The following is a 21,973-nucleotide window of genomic DNA, read 5'->3' as shown; positions in this document are numbered from 1 at the left end:
CGGGGACCGCTTTCGGACAGGCGGACAGGAACGGCTTCGATGATGGGTCCTTTTGCGAACGACTTGCAAGAGCGTCCACATCACAGAAGGGGGCGGGGGCGCACCGCGCGGAATGGTGGGACATTAGAGACAAATGAGGCGAGCGTGAGGAGTCGGTCGATGTACCCCGCTGAGGAAGGTGTCGTAGTCCACACCAAGGCCCTGATCGTGACCGACGGTCCCCTCTCCCGCCCCGTTCCCGTCGCGGTGTGCCACGAGCGGCCGGAAGGCGCCGAGCCCGCCACCGTGCGGCTGTGCTTCCCCGGCGGCACCGAGTGGAGCTTCCCGCGCACCCTGCTGGAGTCGGGGCTGCGCGCCCCGGCCCGCGCCGGGGACATCGGGATCTGGCCGTGCGGCCGGGTCCAGACGATCGTGGAGTTCCACGCGCCGGAGGGCGTGGCCGTGGTGCAGTTCGACTCCTCGGCGCTGCTGCGCTTCCTCCGGCGCACGTACGCCGCCACCACGTCGCCCGTCACCCACTGAGGGGCTGACGGCGCGACGCGGTGACGGCGTTTGGGTCCGGCGTGAGGCGTCAGGCGCGTACGAGCTCCCGCTCGCCGCCCTCGGAGGCGTCGCCGCCCAGTTCCTTGCGCAGCCCCTCGCCCTCCACGTCCACGTTCGGCAGGGCGCGGTCCAGGCAGCGCGGCAGCCACCAGGCCTTGCGGCCCAGCAGGGCGAGCACGGCCGGCACGACGGCCATCCGGACCACGAAGGCGTCGAAGAAGACGGCGACGGCGAGGCCGAAGCCGATCATCTTCACCATCTGCTCACTGGAGCCGATGAAGCCCGAGAACACCGCGATCATGATCACCGCGGCGGCGGTGACGACCCGCGCCCCGTGCCGGAAGCCGGTCACGATCGCCTCGCCGGGCCGCTCCCCGTGGACGTACGCCTCGCGCATCCGGGTGACGAGGAAGACCTCGTAGTCCATGGCCAGGCCGAACACGACACCCACCATGAAGATCGGCATCATGCTCATGATCGGGCCGGTCTGCTCGACGCCGAACAGCGACCCGAGCCAGCCCCACTGGAAGACGGCCACGACGGCGCCGAGGGCGGCGACCACCGACAGCAGGAAGCCGAGCGCGGCCTTGAGCGGCACCAGCACGGACCGGAAGACCACCATCAGCAGCAGGAAGGCGAGGCCCACGACGAGCGCCAGGTAGGGCAGCAGCGCGTCGTTCATCTTCTGCGAGAAGTCGATGTTCATCGCGGTCGCGCCGGTGACCAGCACGTCGTCACCGGTGGTGTCGCGGATGGAGTGGACCAGGTTCTCCGTCTCGGGGGAGGAGGGGCGGTCCTTCGGGACGACGGTGATGATCGAGGTGTCGCCGGCCTTGTTCGGGGTGGCCGGGGTGACGGCCGCGACCCCGTCGAGGCCCTTGATGTCGGTGACGGTCCGGTCCGCGGCGGCCCTGTCGCCGTCGACGACGACCATCAGCGGGCCGTTGGAGCCGGGGCCGAAGCCGTCCGACAGCAGGTCGTAGGCGCGGCGCTGGGTGGTGGAGGTCGGCTGGGCGCCGTCGTCGGGCAGGCCCATCTCCAGCGAGGCGGCCGGTACGGCGATGGCTCCGAGGCCCAGGACGCCGACGAGCAGCACGGCGACCGGGCGGCGCAGCACGAAGCGGGCCCAGCGGGTGCCCATGTTGGGCTTGTCGGCCACGGGCGCGTCCGCCGCCGCCTTGCGGGCCTTGCGGCCGAGCACGCGCTTGCCGGCGTAGCCGAGCAGCGCGGGGATGAGGGTGAGGGCGATGAGGACGGCGATCAGGACCGTACCGGCCGCGGCGAAGCCCATCTTGGTGAGCATCGGGATGTTGACGACGGCCAGGCCGACCAGGGCGATGACCACGGTGAGCCCGGCGAAGACGACGGCGGAGCCCGCCGTGCCGACGGCCCGTCCGGCCGCCTCCTCCCGCTCGCGGCCCTCGGCCAGCTCGGCGCGGTAGCGGGAGACGATGAACAGCGCGTAGTCGATGCCGACGGCGAGGCCGATCATCATCGCCAGGGTGGAGGTGGTGGAGCCGAGGTCGAGGGCGGAGGCGAGCGCCGTGATCGTCGAGACGCCGATGCCGACGCCGATGATCGCGGTCAGCAGCGGCAGCCCGGCCGCGACCAGGGACCCGAAGGTGATGACCAGGACGATGCCGGCGATGACCACGCCGACGATCTCACCCGCGCCGGTCTCCGGGACGGTCTGGAGCGCGTCGCCACCGATCTCGACGGTGAGCCCGCTCTTCCGGGCCTCCTCGCCGGTCTCCTTCAGCGCCTCGCGCGTCGCGTCGGTCAGTTCCATGCCGTTGACCTTGTAGGACACCTGCACGTAGGCGGTGCCGCCGTCCCGGGAGACCGCCTGGACGGTGTACGGGTCGGTGACGTGGGCGACCTGGTCGGACCCGCTCTTCAGCTCGGTCACGGCCTTGCCGACCGTGGCCTTGTTGGCCGGGTCGGTCATCTTCGCGCCGTCGGGCGCCTTGAAGACGACCCGCGCGGTGGCGCCGTCGGCGCCCGCGTCGGGGAAGCGCTCTTCGAGCAGGTCGAAGGCCTTCTGCGCCTCCGTGCCCGGGATGGAGAAGGAGCTGGACGTCGCGACGGGCGCGGAGGCGGCGCCGACGCCGGCGAGCGCCAGCAGCGCGACCCATATGAGGGCCACGAGGTGGCGGCGCCGGAAGGCGGACCGGCCGAGTCTGTAGAGGAACGTTGCCACGGGGGCGTCTCCCGGTGATGGGTGGGACAAGGACATGGGGAGTCGGCCCGACAGCGTGAGCGGTACGTGTCAGGTGGTGCGCGGTGGTGCCGGGTGTGCGCGGTGGTGCCGGGTGGTTCTGGTGGTACGCGGTGACGCTGGTGGTGCGGTGGAGCGTCAGACGCCCAGGGCGGGGAGGACCACGGCGTCGATGTACGCGGTGAGGAAGTCCCGGTCGACCGGCCGGTCCTCGATGAGGGGCCGGGCGACGAAGGCACCGATGAACATGTGCGGGACGAGCCCCAGCGCGGGGTTGTCCACGGCGATCTCGCCGCGCCGCACCGCACGGCCCAGCACCTCGTCGAGCCCGGTCATCTCCGGTTCGACGAGCAGGTCGCGCAGGGCCTGGAGCAGGTCGGGATTGTCGTGGACGGCATGGGCGAGGCCCCGCATGAGCGCGGAGTCCCGCTCCATCTGGCAGTCGTCGGAACGCGCGAGCATCTCGTGGAAGTCGCCGCGCAGCGAGCCGGTGTCGATCTCGGCGATGTCGACCGGCTTGTTGTGCCGCAGGGCGTGGGCGACCAGCTCGGGCTTGCTCCCCCACTGGCGGTAGAGGGTGGCCTTGCTGGAGTGCGTGCGGGCGGCGACGGCGTCCATGGTGAGGGCGTCGTAACCGACCTCGCGGAGCAGGTCGAGCACGGCTTCGTACAGCTCGGACTCGCGCTCCGGGGTGAGCCTGCCGCGTGCCATGCCTCCGACTCCCATCGAGACGAAACGGTTTCGTACACCGAGGACCCTATGCCCGCGGCACTGCGAAACGAAACCGTTTCGTACGTGTTCCGGGTCACCTCTCCCGGGGAAGGCGCCCGGGGTCGGGTTGCCGGGCCCCCCGAGCGCGGAAAGCATGGCTGTGTGAGCAGCGACGGCGCGTACCTCCGCTACCCCCACCTCCACGACGGCCTGCTGTGCTTCGCGGCCGAGGACGACCTGTGGGTCGCCCCGCTGGCCGAGGACGGCGAACCGCCCGGCCGGGCCTGGCGCGTGACGGTCGACCGGACCCGCGTCGGGCACCCGCGCTTCTCGCCGGACGGGCGGCACATCGCCTACACGAACTGGCGCAGCCTGGACCCCGAGATCCACCTGGCCCCGGTCGACGGCGGCCCGGCCCGCCGGCTCACCTACTGGGGGTCGCTCGACACCCGGGTGTGCGGGTGGACGCCGGACGGCGAGGTCCTGGCCGTCGCCTCGCACGGCCAGCCGTTCTCGCACTTCTCGTGGGCGTACAAGGTCCCGGTGGACGGCTCGCCCGGCGGGCGCCTGCCGTGGGGGCCGGTCTCGGACATCGCGGTCGCGGACGTCGACGGGCAGCACCTCACCCTCCTTCTGACCGGCAAGCCGCCGCACGAGCCCGCCTCGTGGAAGCGGTACCGGGGCGGGGCGACGGGGCGGCTGTGGCTCCAGGGCGAGCGGCTGCTGCCCGATCTGGGCGGCCACCTGGACTGCGCCATGTTCGTGGACGGCCGGATCGCGTTCCTCTCCGACCACGAGGGCGTCGGCAACCTCTACTCCTGCCTGCCGGACGGCACCGACCTCCGCCGGCACACCGACCACGCCGAGTTCTACGCCCGGCACGCCTCCTCCGACGGGCGCCGCGTGGTCTACCAGTGCGCGGGCGACCTGTGGATGGTGGACGCGCTGACCCCGGACTCGGTGCCGCGCAGGCTGGCCGTGCGGCTCGGCGGCCCGCGCGCGGGGCGGCGCACCTACCAGGTGCCGACGGCGAGCAACGTCGACGCCGTGTCGGTGGACGAGACGGGCCGGGCCAGCGCCGTCTCCGTACGCGGCAGCCTGTACTGGCTCACCCACCGGGACGGCCCCGCGCGGACGATCGCCGACACCCCCGGCGTCCGGGTACGGCTGCCGGAGATGCTCGGCAGCAGCGGGCGGATCGCGTACGTCACCGACGCCGAGGGCGCGGACGCCGTCGAGGTCGCCCACCTGCCGCGCGCCAGCGGCGACCGGCCGCCCCGGCGGTTCGCGGCGGGCGAGCTGGGCCATGTGACGGAGATGGCGGCCGACCCGGACGGCGAGCGGCTGGCCATCGCGTCGAACGACGGCCGGCTGCTGCTCCTGGACGTCTCGGAGGAGCCCGCCGAGGAGCCCGGGGAGGCGGTTGCCGGGGTCTCCGCGGAGGAGCCCGGGGAGCCGGTCGCGGAGGCCCCGGCCGAGCCGGCCGGCGCCACGGCGAGCGGACCGGAGGGCGCGGCGGCGGGCGGAGTGGCCGGTGGACCGGAGGCCGGGCCGGCGGGCGGAGTGGCCGGCGCCACGGCGGGCGCGCCGGACGGCGGGGCGGGCGCGCCGGACGGCGGGGCGGGCGGCGGGGCGGCGGGGCGGCTGACCGAGCTCACCCGCTCGATCAACGGGCCCGTCCGCGACATGGCCTTCTCCCCCGACGGCGCCTGGCTGACCTGGTCCCACCCGGGGATCGGCCGGTCACTGCGCCAGATCAAGATCGCCCGCATCGCCGACCGGATGATCGTGGACGTCACCAACGGCCGGTTCGAGGACGAGAGCCCCGTCTTCACCCGGGACGGCCGCTACCTGGCCTTCCTGTCCTGGCGGGGCTTCGACCCGGTGTATGACGTGCACACCGGGGACCTGTCCTTCCCGCTCGGCTGCCGCCCGCACCTCGTCCCGCTCGCCTCCACCACGCCGTCCCCGTTCGCGCTGTCGCCCGAGGGGCGTCCCGCGGCGGGCGGGCTGGACCTCACGGAGGAGGCCGCCGAGGGCGACGGGACGGTGGTGGTGGAGTTCGAGGGGCTGGAGAACCGGGTGACGCCCTTCCCGGTCGCCGCCTCCAAGTACTCGTCCCTGCACCCGGTGAGCGGGGGCGGCCTGGTGTGGCTGCGCTGGCCGATCTCCGGCGCGCTGGGCGAGACGTTCGTCAACCCGGCCGACACGTCCGGGCGGCCCACCCTCGAACACTTCAATCTCACCAAGGCCCGCCGCACCGAACTGGTCGACCACCTCGACTGGTTCGCGGTGAGCGGCGACGGGACCCGGCTCGTCGTGGTCGACGAGGGCGACCTGCGGGCCGTCCCGGCGACCGAGACGGGCGACAGCGACACCACCGTGTACGTCGACTCCCGCCGCATCCTGCACGAGGTGGACCCGGGCGCGGAGTGGCGCCAGGCGTACGACGAGGCGGGCCGGATCATCCGCGCCTACTTCTGGGACCCCGGCATGAGCGGCATCGACTGGGACGCGGTCCTCGACCAGTACCGCCCGCTCGTCGAACGGGTCGCCTCCCCCGACGAGTTCGCCGACCTGCTGCGGGAGGTGCTCGGGGAGCTGGGCACCTCGCACGCGTACGTCACGCCCGCGCGCCGCAACGAGGGGCCGCCGCACTACCAGCGCGCCCAGGGGCTGCTGGGCGCCAACTTCGTGTGCCGGGACGGGCGGTGGACGGTCAAGCGGATCCTCCCCGGCGAGTCGTCGGACTCCAAGGCGCGTTCGCCCCTGGCCGGTACGGGCATCCGCGAGGGTGCCGTCCTGACCCATGTGGACGGCCGGCCGGTGGACCCGGTGGCGGGTCCGTATCCGCTGCTGGCCGGGGCGGGCGGGACGACCGTGGAGCTGACGTTCCGCCCCGGCGGGGGCGAGGGCCGCGCACGGCGCGTGGCCGTCGTCCCGCTGGTGGACGAGCGGCCGCTGCGGTACCAGGACTGGGTGGCCAAGCGCCGCGAGGTGGTGCGGGAGCTGAGCGGCGGCAGGTGCGGGTACCTGCACATCCCGGACATGGGCGGCTCGGGGTGGGCGCAGTTCAACCGGGACCTGCGGCTGGAGGTGTCCCGGCCCGCGCTGATCGTGGACGTCCGGGGCAACGCGGGCGGGCACATCAGCGAGCTCGTGGTGGAGAAGCTCACCCGCCGGATCCTGGGCTGGGACCTCACCCGGGGCGCCCAGCCCGTCTCGTACGCCTCGAACGCCCCGCGCGGCCCGGTGGTCGCGCTCGCGGACGAGGCCACCGCGTCGGACGGCGACATGATCACGGCCGCGTTCAGGCTGCTGGGCCTCGGCCCGGTGGTCGGGCAGCGCACCTGGGGCGGCGTCGTCGGCATGACGGGCCGCCACCGGCTGGGCGACGGCACGGTCATCACGGTGCCGATGAACGCAGCCTGGTTCGACGAGTACGGCTGGTCGGTCGAGAACCACGGGGTGGCCCCGGACATCGAGATCCTGCGCACCCCGCTGGACTGGGCGGAGGGCCGCCACCGGCAGCTCGCGGACGCGGTGGAGGTCGCGCTGGACCTGCTGTCCACGCACCCCGCGTCCCGTCCGCCCGACTATTCCCAGGTCCCCTCGCTCGCCCGCCCCGAGCTCCCGCCGCGACCGGGGGCGTGACGGGAGACCTGGGGGGGACTAGGCGAGTCCCGCCAGCAGCCGGGCCGCCGGTTCCGGGTGGACCAGCCACCGCAGGTGGCTGCCGTCGAGGGTGTGGACGTCGTACGGGTTGTCCGGCGTCAGGGCGTCGCCCTCGCGGATCAGCCGGTCCTGGAGGGCGAGCGGCAGGCTCCTGTCGTCGGCCAGCCGGATGTACGTCCGCGGGATGCGGCCCCACGTGGCGGCCCGCGCCCGGTCGTCGGAGGTGCCGGCGTCCAGGTTCTCGTCGGGCTGGAAGGTGTTGAGGAAGGCCAGGAACTCGTCGTCGGTGCCGTCGGCGAAGAACGCCGCCCTGAAGGCCGCGAGGACCTCCGGGTCGGCGGTGCGGAAGTTGGTCCGCAGCAGGCCCAGCGCGGCCGGATCGCCGGCCATCGCCGGGGCCAGGGCGGCGACGTCGACGGTGGCCATCTCCGGTTCGGCGTAGTAGCCGGCGACGTCCAGGTCGACCGGGCACCAGGCCGAGACGTAGACGAGGCGGTCGATCAGATCGGGGCGGGCGTTGGCGGTGGCCGTGGCCGTCGCGCCGCCGCGGCTGTGGGACACCAGGATCACGGGCCCGTTCCGCTTGGCCCGCTCCAGGACGCCGGTCAGATGGGCCACGTTGTCCGCCAGGGTGACGCCCTTGATCGCACCGGGCGCGGTGGCGAGCCCCTCCGGGTCCTGCGGCGCCTGGTAGGCGAGGGGGAAGGTCGCCCCGAATCCGTGGCCGGGCAGGTCCACGGCCACCGAGCGGTGCCCGAGGAGGCCCAGTTCGGCCTGGAGGGGCGCGAACGAGAAGGAGTTGGCGAACGCTCCATGGACGAGGACGAAGGTCGGCTTCATCGGTCGGCTCCCTTTCCCGGCCTGCGCGGCGCCGGCGGCGCGCCGGGTCGGGGCCGGCCGCCGGTCGACCCCGGTTCCGGGGTGCCCCGGTGACGGACGCTACCCGGCCCATGATCATCCGCGCCAGCGGTACGCGGCACTCCGCATGCGCGGGTCAGGTGGCCGCCGCCGGGCCGGGCCCCGCGCGAGAAGCGCACACCACCCACCACACGCGAGAAGCGCCCGGCCCCCTCCCGCCGGGCGCGCGAAAGGCGCACCCGGCGTCCCGGGTGCGCCTCCCACGACCAGGCGTGCGTCAGACCTCGTCGAGGTCCAGCCGCTCCTGGGCCATGCGCGTGTCCTCCTGCGGACGGCGCTCGTCACGCTGCTGGCGGCCCTTCGGCTGGCCCTTCTGCGTGCGCTCCTGCGCCTCGCGCTTCACGTCCTGGGCGCGGCGCTTGGCCTGGTCCTTCATGTCCTGCGCCTTGTCGTTGAACTGGTCTGCGATACCCATCGAGGTGTCTCCTGAAAGGATGTGGGGGACTGCGGGAACCTGATCGGTCCCCGGCCTCGACCAGATTGGCACGGCCGGACATACCGCGCATTTCGATCAAGTAACCAGGTGGTCACCCTCCGTGCGCGCCCGCTCGTCCGCCGCGCCGCCCGCGCCGACCAGCCCCTTGCGCACCCCGGCCAGCCGCGGCTCGAAGCGCCGCATCTCGCGCTGTCCGACCGTCGCGATGAGCCCCGGCAGGTAGCCGCGCACCGACTGCATGCCGCGCAGCCACCACTGGGCGTACACATGCGCCGAGCGCCGCTCGATGCCCGCGACGATCCGGTCGACCGCCGGGCCCAGCGGGTACGTCCGGTTCGACGGCCAGGGCAGCCGCTGTCGCAACTCCCGCATCACGTCGTCCTCGTCGGCGCCGCGCACCATGTCGGTGTCGGTCCACGACAGGTAGCCGACGCCGACCCGCACGCCCTTGTACCCGACCTCGGCCCGCAGGCTGTGCGCGAACGCCTCCACCCCGGACTTGGAGGCGCAGTACGCGGTCATCATCGGTGCCGGGGTGATCGCCGCGAGGGACGCGATCTGGAGGAAGTACCCCCGGCTCTCCGTCAGCACCGGCAGGAACGCGCGTCCCGTCACCGCGCCGCCGATCAGGTTGACCTCGATGACCCGCCGCCAGGCGACCGGGTCGGAGTCCACGAACGGACCGCCGGACGCGACGCCCGCGTTGGCGACGACCACGTCCACCTTGCCGAAGCGTTCCTTCACCTCGGCCGCCACCCGGGCCATCGCCTCGTGGTCGGTGACGTCGACGTGCCACCAGTCGCTCTCGGTGTGCAGCCGCCCGGAGACCTCCTTGAGCAGCTCCGGCTCCAGGCCCAGCAGCGCCACCTTCGCGCCCCGCGCGGACAGTTTGCGCGCCAGCAGCTCACCGACGCCCCGGGCCCCGCCCGTGACGACGGCGACCTGCCCCTCCAGGCTCACCCTGCTCATGCCGCTTCCTCCTGCTCGGTACGGACGTACGTCGTGACCAGCGCGCGTATCCGGGCCGTCACGGCCTCCGGCGCCTCCACCGGCGTCATGTGCCCGACGCCGGCCAGTTCCTCCAGCCCCACGCACTCGGGCAGCGCGGCGGCCAGCGCCCGCGCGTGCACCGGCGGGGTGAGCCGGTCCGCCGTACCGACGATCACCGCCGTCGGCACGGCCAGCTCCCGTACGCCCGACTCGATGTCCAGCCCGGCGAGCACGTGCGACCACGCCACCCGCACCGCGCGCGGGCAGGCGTGCACGATCCGGGCGCACTCCGCGACCCGCTCGGCGGCCGAACCGGGGCCCATGGTGGCGTACTTGAGGACGGCCCGGGACACCGGGGTGACGGGCCCGAGCGGCGCCCGCGCGCCCAGCACGGCCCGGGTCAGCCGGGTCCGCAGCCGCCCGGCCCGCAGCGGCAGCACCAGCGACTCGGCGGCCAGCCGCGAGGCGCCCGTGCTGCACAGCAGGACGGCCGCCGCGTGCTCCCGCAGCCCCGGCCTGCCGGCGGCGGCCATGAGCGTCATGCCGCCCATGGAGTGGCCGGCCAGCACCGCCTTCTCGCCCGGCTCCAGCGTGGCGGCCAGCACCGCCTCCAGGTCGTCGGCCAGGGCGTCCGTGGTGTAGCCGGACCGTCCGACGGCGGGCGAACGCCCGTGCCCGCGCTGGTCGTAGACGACCACCCGGTGGTCGGCGGACAGGTCCCGCACCTGGGCGGCCCAGAACTCCGTCGAGCAGGTCCAGCCGTGGGACAGGACCACCGCCGGGGCGCCCTCGGCCCCGTGGATCTCGACGTGCAGCGACGAACCGTCGGCGGAGACGGCGGGGACGACCCTCATGCCACGGCCCCCTTCGGCTCGGTCGTCAGCGACCGGGCGCGGACGACCTCGTACTCCGACAGGTCCACCTCGCGGGTGGCCCGCCGGAACTCGGAGGTCGTGCCCGGCCAGAGCGTGGTGTTGCGCCCGTTGGCGTCGAGGTACCAGCTCTCGCAGCCGCCGGCCTTCCACACGGTCCGCTCCATGCGGGCCTGGACGCGCCGGTTCCAGGCGGCGACCGCCGAGGGCCGGGCGGCGAGGGCGGCCCGGCCGCCGAGCACGTCGAGCTGCCGCATGTAGTCCGCCAGGTAGTTCAATTGGGACTCGATCATGAGGATCATGGAGGAGTTCCCGAGGCCGGTGTTCGGCCCGATGATGGTCATCCAGTTGGGGAAGCCGGCGGCGGTGGCGCCGCGCAGCGACTCCATGCCGTCCTTCCAGGCCTCGGCGAGCGTGATCCCGTCCGCGCCCACCACCCGGTCGGCGATCGGCATGTCGGTGACGTGGAACCCGGTGCCGAAGACGATGGCGTCGACCTCGGCCTCCGTCCCGTCGGCGGCCACGGCGGTCCGGCCGCGCACCTCCGCGAGCCCGGAGGCGACCACATCCACGTTGGGTCGTGCCAGGGCCGGGTAGTACTCGCTGGACAGCAGGATCCGCTTGCAGCCGATGCGGTACGAGGGGGTCAGCTTGGCCCGCAGGGCGGGGTCCTTGATGGCCCGGGCCATGTTGGCCCGGGCGATCGACTCGACCAGCCGCAGCCCGTCGGGCCGCTTGGTGAAGGCGCCGACCTGCAACTCCCGGATGCCCCACAGCAGTCCGCGCCGGGCGGTCCCGGTGAACGGGACCTGCCTGTGCAGCCACCGCTCGACGCCGCTGATGGCGCGGTCCATGCGGGGCATGACCCAGGGCGGGGTGCGCTGGAACAGCGTCACCTTCCCCGCCTTCGGCTGGATCGCGGGGACGATCTGGATGGCCGAGGCGCCGGTGCCGATCATGGCGACGCGCTTGCCGGCCAGGTCGTAGTCGTGGTCCCAGCGGGCGGAGTGGAAGACCTTGCCGCCCGCCTCCTCGAAGGCGGCCAGCCCCGGGACGTCGGGGATCTTGGGGTCGGACAGCGGTCCGGTGGCGGAGACGACGACGTCGGCGGTGAGCGTCCCGCGCGAGGTCTCGATCTCCCACCGCAGCTCGTCGTTGTCCCAGCGCATCATCAGCACCTCGTGGCCGAGGCGGAGGTGCGGGCTCAGCCGGAAGGTGTCGGTGACGTGCTCCAGGTAGGCGCGGATGTGCCGCTGCCCGGAGAAGGTGCGCGGCCAGTCCGGGTTGGGCGCGAAGGAGAACGAGTAGAGGTGCGACGGTACGTCGCAGGCGCAGCCGGGGTAGCTGTTGTCGCGCCAGGTGCCGCCGACGGAGTCGGCCCGCTCCAGGACGACGAAGTCGGTGATCCCCTCGCGGCGCAGCCGGACGGCGGCTCCGAGGCCGCCGAATCCGGATCCGATCACCGCCACTCGTACGTGCTCGTGCTGGCTCATGCCGCCTCCGCATCGGAATTCCGAGATCCGTGAAACTCTGCCAGCAATCACTGGCACGGTTGTTGGGAGAGTAGAGCAGGTCCATACCGAGCGGTAGGGGTCGGGGCGGAGAAGTTACCGGCGGTACGACATAGGGTGGCGGGCGTGACGAACCAGCGGGCGAACGGGCGGACGGGCGGGCGGACGGACGGCCCGGCGGACGGACGGGTGCACGGACCGGCGGACACGGAGCCGGGGCAGGCCCGCGAGTACCGCATGGAGGAGCTGGCCCGCGCGGCCGGCATCACCGCCCGCACCCTGCGCTTCTACCGCGAGCGCGGTCTGATCCCGCCGCCCCGCCGGGAGGGCCGGATCGCCTGGTACGGACCCCACCACCTGGCCCGGCTGCGGACGATCGCCGCCCTGCTGGAGCGCGGCCACACCCTCAACGGCATCGCCGACCTGGCCGCCGCCTTCGAGAGCGGCCGGGACGTCGGCGAGGTCCTCGGACTCGGCGAGCCGACGGAGGAGGAGCCGGTCCGGCTCACCCCCGAGGAACTGGCCGACCACTTCGGCGACCAGGTCACGCCCGAGAACTTCGCCAGCGCCCTGGAACTGGGCTACCTCGCCACCGACGGCGAGGAGATCGTCCACGTCAGCCGCCGGCTGCTGGAGGTGTCGGCCGCGCTCGTCCGGGAGGGCGTGCCGCTGGCGGCGGTGCTGTCCGCCGCGTCCCGCGTCCGGGAGCACGCCGACGCGCTCGCCACCCTCTTCGCCGACCTGCTGCGCGCCCACGCGGTCGGGGACGCCGACGTCGTCCGCCTGCGGCCGCTGGCGAAGAGCGTGGTGGAGGCGGAGGTCTCGATGGCCCTGGACCGCCGGCTGCGCGCGCTCAACCGGTGACGCCGGGCGGGATCCGCCACCACCGCGCCTTGTAGACGCCCCCGCCCGCGAGCCGGTAGCTCCCCTCGGGCCGGTGCACGGCCACCGTGCGGGTCCACCAGCTCTCCCCCAGGCCCGCCTCCGGCACCGTGGACAGCACCTGCCCGGTCACCGGGTCGTCGCCCACCGCCTTGACCCGCGCCCGGCTGATCCCCGCCGCGCCCGGGTAGTCCCGCCGGAACGCGCCGGTGCTCTTCACGTACTGGTACACGGCCGATCCGCTGCTCACCCACAGCCGGTCCGGGTCGCCCGCCACCTGCCCCAGGTCGTGCCCGTGCGGGGTGGGCAGCCGCGCCCCGGCCACCTCGTGGAGCGTCGGCTCCGCCGCCGTGCCGCCCACCCGCAGCGCCACCAGCCGGTCGCCGCCCAGCGCCCACAGCACCCGCCGCCCGGCGTCCCACTGGAGCCCGTGCGCGTCCGCGAGCGGGTACGTCGTGTACGGCACCTCCGCCCGGCCCCTGGCGGTGGCGGCCGCGTAGAGGCGTACGACGCCTCCGGTGCTGCCCGCGACGGCCACGTTGCCGTCCGGCAGCAGTTCGATGCTGTGCGGGTTGTGCCGGATGGTGCCCGGCGAGAGCGTGCCGCCCCAGTACCGGCGGCCCGACGGGTACGCGACCACCGCCGCGAAGCCGTACGAGGCCACCGTCAGCACGTACGTCCGGCCACGCCACCGGCGCACCTTGGCCTCGCTCGGGTGCACCCAGCTCACGTCCGGCTCCAGGTCGGCGTACCGGGCGTCGCCGACCGGCGAGAACGCCCACTTCACGACGGCCGGGCCGGCGTCCGGGTCCCAGTCGCGCCGGCGGCCGTCGAGCACCAGGACCCGCCTGGAGGCCTGGTCGGTGAGGAGGACGTCGGGCGTCCCGGCGGGGATCTCGTGAGCGGGAACCGGGACGGTGGCCGACGTCGGTACGGTGGCGGCGATCAGCAGGCCGCACACGACGGCCGCGAGCAGGGCGGACTTCGGCGGCGTACGTACGGCGGTGATGCGCACACCGTCACCCTGCCAGAAGGTTTCCCCGCTTCCGGGCCCCGCCACACCAGGGCTGACGAACCCTCACTTCCGGACCATCCGGCCCCGCTTGACGGACACCTGTGCCCGGCGGCACCGGGCGGCGGGACAAGACACGACCTAGAGGTCGTAGGCCGCCGTGACGGGGGCGTGGTCGCTCCACCGCTCGCCGTGCGTGGCCGCCCGCTCCACCCAGGCCTTGACCGCCCGGGCGGCGAGCCCGGGCGTCGCGACCTGGAGGTCGATGCGCCAGCCGGCGTCGTTGTCGAAGGCCCGGCCTCGGTAGGACCACCACGAGTACGGCCCGTCCTGGTCGGGGTGGAGCGCGCGGACGACGTCCACGTACTCCGCCTCGTCGAAGACGCGGGTCAGCCACTCCCGCTCCTCGGGGAGGAAACCGGAGTTCTTCTGGTTGGACTTCCAGTTCTTCAGGTCGGCCGGCCGGTGGGCGATGTTCCAGTCGCCGCAGACGACCACCTCACGGCCGTCGGCGGCGGCGCGCTCCCGCAGCCCGGCGAGGTACGGCAGGAACGCCCCCATGAAGCGGGTCTTCTCGTCCTGCCGCTCCGTGCCGACCTCACCGGAGGGCAGGTAGAGGCTGGCGACCGTGACGCCGGGCAGGTCGGCCTCCACGTAGCGGCCGCTGCCGTCGAACTCCTCCGACCCGAACCCGATCCGTACGGCGTCGGGCTCGCGCCGCGTGTAGAGCGCGACGCCCGCGCGCCCCTTGGCGGCGGCCGGGGCGTGGACCGTGTGCCAGCCCTCGGGGGCGCGGACCGCCTCGGGGAGCTGGGACTCCTCGGCCCGCACCTCCTGGAGGCACACCACGTCGGCCTCGGTGGCGGCCAGCCACTCCACGAAGCCCTTCTTGGCGGCGGCCCGCAGACCGTTCACGTTCACGGAGGTCACAATGAGCATCCACGCACCCTACCGACGACACCTCGAAGATCACTCCGCATGATTGTACGATGCCTCGCATGATTATTCAGTCCAGCTCGTTCGACCACCCGGACGCCCGCAAACTCAACGACATGGTCCAGCTCGAGTACGCCGAGCGGTACGGCGACGAGGGCGACCTCACACCGCTGGATCCCGTGATGTTCCGGCCGCCCCGGGGCCTCTACCTGCTCGCCTACGACTCCGGGGGCCGCCCCGTCGCCACGGGCGGCTGGCGCACCCAGGACGAGAACGAGGAGGGCTACTCCGACGGTGACGCCGAGCTGAAGCGCATGTACGTCGTGCCCGAGGCGCGCGGCCTGGGCCTGGCCCGCCGCATCCTCGCCGCCCTGGAGGACGACGCCCGGGCCGCCGGCCGCACCCGGATGGTGCTGGAGACCGGCGACGCCCAGCCGGAGGCCATCGCGCTCTACGTCTCCAGCGGGTACGAGCCGTGCGCCAAGTTCGGCTACTACCGGGAGTACGAGAGCAGCCGCTGTTTCGCGAAACCGCTGAAGTGACGCCGTACGACCCGAGTGACGACCTCCCGACGACGAGACCGTGACGCGCCCCTGACAAAGCACCCCCGGTCGTGGCACCCTGCCTCACGCACGTCGATCCGCACCGCTCTTCGTTCCCCCACCCTGCCCGGCCGCGCGGGCCGCGCCCGGGCACGGCAGAAGGAGACATGCGTGAGAGGCCAACGCACCGCCATGGGTGTCCTGCTGACCGTCGGAGCCCTGCTCACCGGCGCCCTGTCGACCGCGACCGCCACCGCGGCCGCGCCGGCACCCGCCCCCGACCCCGGCGCCAGGACCGTCACCGCCGCCGAACAGCACCGGGCACGGACCTTCTGGACCGCCGAGCGCATGCGCGGCGCCACCCCGCTCGACCTGACCCTCACCCCGGCGGCCGCCACGAAGCTCCGGGCCCCGGCACCGGGCGGCCGCACCACGACCGTCGCGCCGACGGCCGCCGCGCCCACGGCCGTCGCGCCCACGGCCTTCCCCCAGGCGGGCGGGGCCTGGACCGGCGGCGGAGCGGTCGTGAAGACCTCCGGCCGGGTGTTCTTCACCTTCCAGGGGCGGACCGCGTCCTGCACCGGAAATGCCGTGACCAGCCAGAACGCCAGCACGGTCATCACCGCCGGACACTGCGTGAAGTACCAGGGGAGCTGGCACACCAACTGGGTCTTCGTGCCCGCGTACGACAACGGCCAGGCGCCCTACGGTCAGTGGACCGCCACCAAGACCCTCACCACCCCGCAGTGGGAGGCGAGCGAGGACATCAACCACGACATCGGCGCGGCCGTCGTCGCCCCGCTGGGCGGCCAGAACCTCACCGCCGTCACCGGCGCCCAGGGCATCCAGTTCAACGGCGGCTACAACAAGCAGATGTACGCCTTCGGGTTCCCGGCGGCGTCCCCGTACGACGGCACGAAGCTGATCTACTGCAGCGGGAACTCCTCCAAGGACTTCCTCTTCTCCCAGGACCACAGCCTGGGCTGCAACATGACCGGCGGCTCCAGCGGCGGACCCTGGTTCACCGGCTTCAGCGAGTCGGCCGGGACGGGCCTCCAGGTGTCGGTGAACAGCTTCGGCTACACGTTCCTGCCGAACCGCATGTTCGGCCCGTACTTCGGCAACGAGGCCAAGGCCCTGTACGACAAGGCCCAGGTGTCGTAACCGGCCCGGCCGCGCCGGCGGGGCCGCCCCCGCCGGCGCTCAGTCCGTGACGGCCCCGCCCCGGTCCACCGCGGGGGCCGCCGCACCCGGGACCACCGTGAGGACGAGCGGGCCCGCGCCCTCGGCGGGCGCGAGCTCCACCGCCCGCCCCGGGGCGCCCGACGGCGCACCGGGGTCAGGGGCCTCCGGCCGCGCGCCGGGGTCCGGGGCCGGGGCGCTGACTCCCCGGACGCCGTCCCGCTCCCCGTACGGCTCACCGTCCTGCTCCTGGGACCGCTCGCCGTCCCGCCCACCGGACGGGGCCCCGGTCGCCGCCGTGCGGCCGCCGGTGGCGGCCGGCGGGGCGGCCGGCCGGTCCGCCGACGGGCCCGTCGGGGCGCCCGGCGCCCGGGTCCTCCCCGTCGCGCCCCCGCCGGTGGCATCGATGTCATCGACCGCCCGCCGGGGCGCGGGCACCGTCGCGGGGGCGCCGACAGCGTTGTCGGTCAGCCAGCGCTGGGACGCCGACCCGTCCCGCATCCTGACCACCACCGTGGCCCCGGCCTGCGGCGCGGTCGGCACCAGGCCCAGTCCCGCGTGCCAGCGGGGCACGAGGTCGCCCTGGACGCTCAGGTCGTACCGCACGGTCATGGCCGCCTGTGTCGCGCACAGCCGCAGCACGACCACCCCGGAGGGCTCCTGCGAGTGCGCGCACAGGTCCGGGGCCGCGGCGCTGCGCAGCAGGCCGTCCGGCTCGTACCGCCACGTCTGCGCGGGGTGGCCCGAGCAGACGGCCAGCATGAGTTCGGCGCCGACCTGCGGCCGGCCGTCCCGGATGTCCAGGCACAGCTCCGCCGCCCGCGCGTTGCGCAGCCGGGTGGTCGGCGCTCCGCCGCCGTGACCGGCCGGCGCGGGGGGCCGGGGGGTGGCGGTCGTCGGCCGGGAACCCGGCGCCGGGGCGGCGGCACCGCCGGACCCGCCCGGGGCCGCCGGCCCGGCACTCCGCCCACCGCCGTCCCGGTCCGGCCACAAGCTGGTCACGGCCGCCACGCCCAGGACGCCGGCCATGACGACGCCGAGGCCCACCAGCAGCGTTCCCCCGCCCGGTACGGCGGCGGCCAGGCGCCGTGCGGCTCCCGCCGGCACGGCCCGCGAGTGGCGCCCCGCCCGGCGCGGCGCCTCGGCAGGGGCGGCGGTCCGGGCGCGGGAGCGGCCGGGCCGCGACTCGACGTACCCGCGGGCGCCCTCGCCGAGCACGCCCTCGGCCAGCAGCAGCGGCAGCCGCCCGCCGGAGTGGTCCAACTGGTCCGCCGCGTACCGGCAGTGCCGGCACTTCGACAAATGCCGCCGGATGTCCGGGATCAGCTCTCCACCGCGCCGCAGCGATATGTCGAGCAGCCGGTTGTAGTGCCGGCATTCCGGGTCGGTGGCGAGCTCCGAATGGACGCGAAGACACCCGTCGCGGAACAGTTCCCGGGCGTCGTCGAGTTGTGCCGACGCGGTCCGGGGGTCGACGGCAAGCAATGCGGCCGGAATGGATATCCCCTCGGCCTCGACCTCCCGGTGCCACAGCAGCACCTGCGCCGGGCCGGGCAGCGCGGCGAACGCCCGGGCGACGAGCAGCCGGTCGGGCCCCGGCGCGGCGGGGTCCGGCAGCCCGGTCAGCAGCGCCGCGGTCCGCGGGTCCCGGGCCCAGTCCGCGACGGTACGGCGCACCGCCGCCAGCAGCCGCGGCCGCACCGCCGCCTCCGTGCCGCTCCCGCCGCCGTACCGCAGTTCGTCCAGGACCCGGGCGAAGGCGGCCGACACGGCCATCGAGGCGTAGGTGCGGGAGGTGGTGAGCAGTGCCGCGTAGTCGCTCATCGCCCGGCAGTGCCGCGCGAGGAGCACGGTGGCGGGGTACGTGTCCGCCGGGTCCCCGCCGCCGGGCGCCGCGCCCAGCGCGGCGGCCAGCGCCGCGTCGGCGCCTCCCGACGTGGGTGCGTAGGGCGGCGGTGGCGGTACGGGATGCTCGGGACGGGGAGAGCGCATGGGTCCATTTCCATTCAGGGCATTGCGATGGGGGGCTGAAGGGGAACGCAGCCTGATGGGTACCTGGATTGGTACATACCTATTCGGCGCGATTCCCTTTTAGGGTTGCCACCGCCCAGGAATTCGAACTACCGCGCAATAAAGCCCGGTTGGGCCCGCGGGGTTGCACAGCTTTCCATAACCCGCCGCTATGGAACAAGACTTCCGGCAGGCGGTGCACCCGGCCCCATACCGGCCGCGCCCGCGCATCCCGTACGAGCGCCGTCCGCGCCCCGGCCGGTCGACTCCGGGCTCCTCGTCGCGCCGGTCCCCCCGCCGCCCGGCCGCCGCGCCACGGGGCCGTCAACGACGAGATCCCGCCCGATCGGAACGATCGGACGGGATCTCGTGTGTGCGTGGACCTGTGGGGATTTGAACCCCAGACCCCCTCGATGCGAACGAGGTGCGCTACCAGACTGCGCCACAGGCCCTTGCGACGTGTGAAACATTAGCATCCCGATCCGGGTGCTTGGAAATCCGTACCCCCGGGGACCGCGCGAGACGCGTCACACCGCTCTCACTCGTTCGCGGCGCGGGGCCGGTCCTCGTCCGCGTACTGGTCGAAGAGCGGCGTCCGGCCGTGGTCGTGGGAGCGGCGCGGGGGGTGCGGGCTCGGGTTCGGGTTCTGGCGCGTGGGCGGCGGCGGGGTGGGCTCCGCCGCCGAGGAGCGGGCCGCGCTCCAGGTCTCCGGGTCGGTGACGTCGACGCCGCCCGTCGCGCGCGGGGCGACCGGCGCGGTGACGTACGTGGGCAGCGGCACGGGGACCGGGTCCCAGCTGTCGCCACGGGCGGGGCCGTGATCGCGCTGCTGGTCCACCCACTCCGCGTGGTCCGTCTGCTCCACCAAGGCGCGCCGCCCGGCCTCCTGCGGGGTGAGCGCGGGAGCCGGCTCCGGCTCGGGCTGCGGGTGCGGGTGGTGGGCCTCGGGCGCCTCGTCCTGATCCTGGACGGGCCGGCCGCGCGGGCGGCTCTCGCGCAGTCGCTGGGCGGCGGCCTCGGCGCGACGCCGGTCCATGACGTACACGAAGCGCCGGCGCTCCTGGGCGCGCAGGTGCACGATGTACGCGCTCAGCAGGACGGCCGGGACGCCGGGGGCCCACAGGAACGCCAGGCCGCCGACCGCCGCGACGATCGCGCCGAGCGTGAAGGCGAGGAAGAGGACCACCGTGGTGCGCCGGCGCCGGGCGAGGACCTTGGAACGCCGGGCGCGCTCGGCGGCCGCTCCGGCGGGCCGGGGACGCCGGGCGGGGCGAGGCCCGGCCGGCGGGACCGCCGGGACCTCCAGACGCGCCTCGGTGTGGTCCGGGGGCGCGGCGAAGGCCCGGACGTCGACCGAGCTGAGGTGCTCGGTCTCGGCGTCCGGGTCGACGTCGGGTGACGCCGCCTGTTCGGCGGTGCGCTCACGCAGCTCCTTGGCGTACCGGCGCTCCATCCCCGCCCGTCCGGACAGGAGCCGGATGGCGGTGCTGAAGCGTTCCGTCGGACGGGCTTCGTTCAGCTCGTCCTGCCTGCGGAGCCACATCGGCACCAAGTAGGCGGCCCAGGCCCCGACGATGACTGCGTAGATGAGGCCGCTGCTGCTCACGTCTCACACCGTAGAGGGGTTCGCATCCGGCCATCGGCCAATTGGGCCGGTGTGTCGCACGATCTGGCTGATATCACTGAATTTTTTTGTGATTGATCCGACCGGTTACGACTGAACGGGGACCGAATTCGAACACATTTCTTATTAATCAGCGCGGGGTGCCGCGGCCGGTGCGGTGCCAGCGGCGCAGCAGTCCCTCCGGGACCTCCTCCGCGGTGAGCGCGAAGACCAGGTGGTCGCGCCAGGCCCCGTCGATGTGGAGGTACCGGGGACGCAGCCCTTCCTCCCGGAATCCGAGTTTCTCGACGACCCGGCGGCTGGGGGTGTTCTCGGGGCGGATGCACACCTCGATCCGGTGCAGTCCGACCGCGCGGAAGCAGTGGTCGACGGCGAGGGCCACGGACGTCGGCATGACGCCCCGGCCGGCGATCTCCCGGTCCACCCAGTACCCGACGTGGCCCGAGCACATCGAGCCCCAGGTGATGCCGGCGACGGTGAGCTGTCCGACCAGGCGGCCCTCGTACTCGACGACGAACGGCAGCATCCGCCCCGCGTTCGCCTCGGCGCGCAGATGGCGGACCATCTGCCGGTAGGTGGGGCGCTGGGCGAGCGGACTGCCGGGCGCGGGCGGCGGGATGGTCGCCTCCCAGGGGCGCAGCCAGTCGCGGTTGCGCCGGTTGACCTCCCGCCACTCCCGCTGGTCGCGCAGCTTTATCGGCCGCAGGACGACGGCGCCGTCCACCAGCGTCACGGGCCAGGCCGGGTTCATGACGGTCTGGGGTGGTCGCCGCCGCGGAGCTGGTCGACCGCGTGCACCAGGATCCGCTCCAGGACGGCGAGGCCGTCGCGGACGCCACCGGTGGAGCCGGGCAGGTTGACGATCAGGGTGCGGCCGGCGACCCCGGCCAGCCCCCGGGACAGGGCGGCGGCGGGGACCTTGTCGCGGCCGTACGCGCGGATGGCCTCGGGGATGCCGGGGACCTCGTGGTCCAGGACCCGGCGGGTGACGTCGGGCGTCCGGTCGGTGGGCGAGATCCCGGTGCCGCCGGTGGTGAGGATGACGTCGTACGCGGCCTCGACCCCGGCGCGCAGCGCGGCTTCCACCGGGTCGCCGTCCGGGACGACCTGGGGGCCGTCGACGCGGAAGCCGAGCCTGGTGAGCCCCTCGGCCAGGAGGGGGCCGCCCTTGTCCTCGTACACCCCGGCGGAGGCCCGGTTGGACGCGGTCACGACGAGCGCCCGGTACGGGGCGCCGTCGGCGGGGACGGTGGGGGCGTTTTCCGCTCCGGGGGCGTGTTCCGCTCCGGCGGCGTGCGGGGTGGTGCCGCGCTCCGGTCCGGGGGCGTGCGCGCCGTGGACGTGTCCGGCCCTGGGGGTCACGCCCGCTCCCCTTCGGCCTCGGTCCGCCGGTAGGGGCCGGACTTGCCGCCCGTCTTCTCCTCCACCCGTACGTCGGTGATGACGGCGGACTTGTCGACGGCCTTGATCATGTCGACGACGGTCAGCGCGGCCACCGAGACCGCCGTGAGCGCCTCCATCTCGACGCCCGTGCGGTCGGTGGTCTTCACCGTCGCGGCGATCTCGACCGCGTCGTCCGCGACCGACAGGTCCAGCTTCACGCCCGAGACGGCGAGCGGGTGGCACAGCGGGATGAGGTCCGGGGTGCGCTTGGCGCCCATGATGCCCGCGATCCGGGCGGTGGCGAGGGCGTCGCCCTTGGGGACGCCTTCACCGCGCAGCAGCTCGATCACCCGGGGGGAGACCAGCACCCGGCCGGTGGCGCGGGCGGTGCGGGCGGTGACGTCCTTCCCGGAGACGTCGACCATCCGGGCCGCCCCCGACTCGTCGATGTGCGTCAGGCTGCCTTGCGTACTCACTGCTGAACTCCGCCTCGCGTGTTCCGGCGCCGATTGCCCCGCACGGCCATTG

At 74.1% G+C, this 21,973-nt stretch carries 19 protein-coding genes and 1 tRNA gene; 5 read left to right on the top strand and 15 right to left on the bottom strand.

The genetic code is table 11. The features are described from left to right. The first annotated feature begins 159 nt into the window (after positions 1-159). Positions 160-522 carry an SsgA family sporulation/cell division regulator gene (locus ACF068_RS17770; protein WP_392275159.1) on the top strand — a complete coding sequence of 121 codons (363 nt, stop codon included), beginning with the start codon at positions 160-162 and terminating at the stop codon, positions 520-522. A gap of 49 nt (positions 523-571) precedes the next feature. Here the strand turns inward: ACF068_RS17770 and ACF068_RS17765 are convergent, their stop codons facing one another. Beyond that, on the bottom strand, positions 572-2,743 hold the full coding sequence (locus ACF068_RS17765) for an MMPL family transporter (RefSeq protein ID WP_392275158.1): 2,172 nt from the start codon (positions 2,741-2,743) through the stop codon (positions 572-574). A gap of 156 nt (positions 2,744-2,899) precedes the next feature. Beyond that, positions 2,900-3,472, bottom strand: coding sequence for a TetR/AcrR family transcriptional regulator (locus tag ACF068_RS17760; protein ID WP_392275157.1), 573 nt, complete (start codon positions 3,470-3,472; stop codon positions 2,900-2,902). 162 nt (positions 3,473-3,634) lie between these two features. On the opposite strand from ACF068_RS17760, the gene ACF068_RS17755 reads away from it, so the two are divergent. Next, positions 3,635-7,126: a S41 family peptidase gene (locus tag ACF068_RS17755; protein ID WP_392275156.1), complete on the top strand. Its 3,492-nt coding sequence runs from the start codon at positions 3,635-3,637 to the stop codon at positions 7,124-7,126. An 18-nt stretch (positions 7,127-7,144) separates the two neighbouring features. Here ACF068_RS17755 and ACF068_RS17750 read toward each other — a convergent pair whose 3' ends face one another. The 5 genes from ACF068_RS17750 to ACF068_RS17730 all read right to left on the bottom strand — a co-directional run bounded on the left by ACF068_RS17750 (position 7,145) and on the right by ACF068_RS17730 (position 11,856). Further along, positions 7,145-7,987 (bottom strand): alpha/beta fold hydrolase, encoded by an 843-nt coding sequence (locus ACF068_RS17750; RefSeq protein WP_392275155.1) that lies wholly within the window; start codon positions 7,985-7,987, stop codon positions 7,145-7,147. A gap of 295 nt (positions 7,988-8,282) precedes the next feature. Next, positions 8,283-8,480, bottom strand: a complete 198-nt coding sequence (locus tag ACF068_RS17745) for a hypothetical protein (protein ID WP_392275154.1) — start codon at positions 8,478-8,480, stop codon at positions 8,283-8,285. A 96-nt stretch (positions 8,481-8,576) separates the two neighbouring features. Further along, positions 8,577-9,470, bottom strand: coding sequence for an SDR family oxidoreductase (locus tag ACF068_RS17740; RefSeq protein ID WP_392275153.1), 894 nt, complete (start codon positions 9,468-9,470; stop codon positions 8,577-8,579). Continuing rightward, entirely contained in the window at positions 9,467-10,345 is an 879-nt protein-coding gene (locus ACF068_RS17735) for an alpha/beta fold hydrolase (protein ID WP_392275152.1), read from the bottom strand. Before ACF068_RS17735 ends, ACF068_RS17740 begins: the two co-directional genes overlap by 4 nt. Next, entirely contained in the window at positions 10,342-11,856 is a 1,515-nt protein-coding gene (locus ACF068_RS17730; RefSeq protein ID WP_392275151.1) for a flavin-containing monooxygenase, read from the bottom strand. The genes ACF068_RS17735 and ACF068_RS17730 overlap by 4 nt, the downstream gene beginning before the upstream one ends. Positions 11,857-12,111: 255 nt before the next feature. On the opposite strand from ACF068_RS17730, the gene ACF068_RS17725 reads away from it, so the two are divergent. Further along, the gene (locus ACF068_RS17725; protein ID WP_392275314.1) at positions 12,112-12,738 is read left to right on the top strand and encodes a MerR family transcriptional regulator; all 627 of its coding nucleotides are present in this window, start codon (positions 12,112-12,114) and stop codon (positions 12,736-12,738) included. On the opposite strand, the gene ACF068_RS17720 is transcribed toward ACF068_RS17725, so the two are convergent. Then, on the bottom strand, positions 12,728-13,771 hold the full coding sequence (locus ACF068_RS17720) for a DUF6528 family protein (protein ID WP_392275150.1): 1,044 nt from the start codon (positions 13,769-13,771) through the stop codon (positions 12,728-12,730). The genes ACF068_RS17725 and ACF068_RS17720 overlap by 11 nt on opposite strands. A 138-nt stretch (positions 13,772-13,909) precedes the next feature. Then, a complete protein-coding gene (locus tag ACF068_RS17715) occupies positions 13,910-14,707 on the bottom strand; it encodes an exodeoxyribonuclease III (RefSeq protein WP_392275149.1) in 798 nt (265 codons plus the stop codon). Positions 14,708-14,766: 59 nt separating this feature from the next. On the opposite strand from ACF068_RS17715, the gene ACF068_RS17710 reads away from it, so the two are divergent. Continuing rightward, the gene (locus ACF068_RS17710; RefSeq protein ID WP_392275148.1) at positions 14,767-15,246 is read left to right on the top strand and encodes a GNAT family N-acetyltransferase; all 480 of its coding nucleotides are present in this window, start codon (positions 14,767-14,769) and stop codon (positions 15,244-15,246) included. A 171-nt stretch (positions 15,247-15,417) separates the two neighbouring features. After that, positions 15,418-16,410 carry a trypsin-like serine peptidase gene (locus tag ACF068_RS17705; RefSeq protein ID WP_392275147.1) on the top strand — a complete coding sequence of 331 codons (993 nt, stop codon included), beginning with the start codon at positions 15,418-15,420 and terminating at the stop codon, positions 16,408-16,410. Positions 16,411-16,449: 39 nt separating this feature from the next. On the opposite strand, the gene ACF068_RS17700 is transcribed toward ACF068_RS17705, so the two are convergent. The 6 genes from ACF068_RS17700 to moaC form a co-directional block, all read right to left on the bottom strand. Continuing rightward, on the bottom strand, positions 16,450-18,420 hold the full coding sequence (locus ACF068_RS17700; protein ID WP_392275146.1) for a ricin-type beta-trefoil lectin domain protein: 1,971 nt from the start codon (positions 18,418-18,420) through the stop codon (positions 16,450-16,452). 396 nt (positions 18,421-18,816) lie between these two features. Continuing rightward, a tRNA-Ala gene (locus ACF068_RS17695) sits at positions 18,817-18,890 on the bottom strand. An 86-nt stretch (positions 18,891-18,976) separates the two neighbouring features. Continuing rightward, a complete protein-coding gene (glpR, locus tag ACF068_RS17690; RefSeq protein WP_392275145.1) occupies positions 18,977-20,044 on the bottom strand; it encodes a gephyrin-like molybdotransferase receptor GlpR in 1,068 nt (355 codons plus the stop codon). 148 nt (positions 20,045-20,192) lie between these two features. Next, positions 20,193-20,813: a GNAT family N-acetyltransferase gene (locus tag ACF068_RS17685; protein WP_392275144.1), complete on the bottom strand. Its 621-nt coding sequence runs from the start codon at positions 20,811-20,813 to the stop codon at positions 20,193-20,195. Further along, on the bottom strand, positions 20,810-21,424 hold the full coding sequence (locus tag ACF068_RS17680) for a molybdenum cofactor biosynthesis protein B (RefSeq protein ID WP_392275143.1): 615 nt from the start codon (positions 21,422-21,424) through the stop codon (positions 20,810-20,812). Before ACF068_RS17680 ends, ACF068_RS17685 begins: the two co-directional genes overlap by 4 nt. Further along, a complete protein-coding gene (gene moaC / locus ACF068_RS17675; RefSeq protein ID WP_392275142.1) occupies positions 21,421-21,921 on the bottom strand; it encodes a cyclic pyranopterin monophosphate synthase MoaC in 501 nt (166 codons plus the stop codon). The genes ACF068_RS17680 and moaC overlap by 4 nt, the downstream gene beginning before the upstream one ends. Between the last annotated feature and the right edge of the window lie 52 nt (positions 21,922-21,973).

Origin of the sequence: Streptomyces sp. NPDC016309, assembly GCF_043077235.1 — a bacterium.
Taxonomy (GTDB): domain Bacteria; phylum Actinomycetota; class Actinomycetes; order Streptomycetales; family Streptomycetaceae; genus Streptomyces.
The sequence above is the reverse complement of the archived record's forward strand: the minus strand, read 5'-3'. Positions and strand labels throughout refer to the sequence as shown.

Coding starts and splice junctions, on each gene's coding strand:
- ACF068_RS17750 (WP_392275155.1), bottom strand. CDS start 7,987: ATGAAGCCGACCTTCGTCCTCGTCCATGGAGCGTTCGCCAACTCCTTC.
- ACF068_RS17740 (WP_392275153.1), bottom strand. CDS start 9,470: ATGAGCAGGGTGAGCCTGGAGGGGCAGGTCGCCGTCGTCACGGGCGGG.
- ACF068_RS17685 (WP_392275144.1), bottom strand. CDS start 20,813: ATGAACCCGGCCTGGCCCGTGACGCTGGTGGACGGCGCCGTCGTCCTG.
- ACF068_RS17760 (WP_392275157.1), bottom strand. CDS start 3,472: ATGGCACGCGGCAGGCTCACCCCGGAGCGCGAGTCCGAGCTGTACGAA.
- ACF068_RS17700 (WP_392275146.1), bottom strand. CDS start 18,420: ATGCGCTCTCCCCGTCCCGAGCATCCCGTACCGCCACCGCCGCCCTAC.
- ACF068_RS17770 (WP_392275159.1), top strand. CDS start 160: ATGTACCCCGCTGAGGAAGGTGTCGTAGTCCACACCAAGGCCCTGATC.
- ACF068_RS17725 (WP_392275314.1), top strand. CDS start 12,112: ATGGAGGAGCTGGCCCGCGCGGCCGGCATCACCGCCCGCACCCTGCGC.
- ACF068_RS17735 (WP_392275152.1), bottom strand. CDS start 10,345: ATGAGGGTCGTCCCCGCCGTCTCCGCCGACGGTTCGTCGCTGCACGTC.
- ACF068_RS17730 (WP_392275151.1), bottom strand. CDS start 11,856: ATGAGCCAGCACGAGCACGTACGAGTGGCGGTGATCGGATCCGGATTC.
- ACF068_RS17745 (WP_392275154.1), bottom strand. CDS start 8,480: ATGGGTATCGCAGACCAGTTCAACGACAAGGCGCAGGACATGAAGGAC.
- ACF068_RS17715 (WP_392275149.1), bottom strand. CDS start 14,707: ATGCTCATTGTGACCTCCGTGAACGTGAACGGTCTGCGGGCCGCCGCC.
- ACF068_RS17710 (WP_392275148.1), top strand. CDS start 14,767: ATGATTATTCAGTCCAGCTCGTTCGACCACCCGGACGCCCGCAAACTC.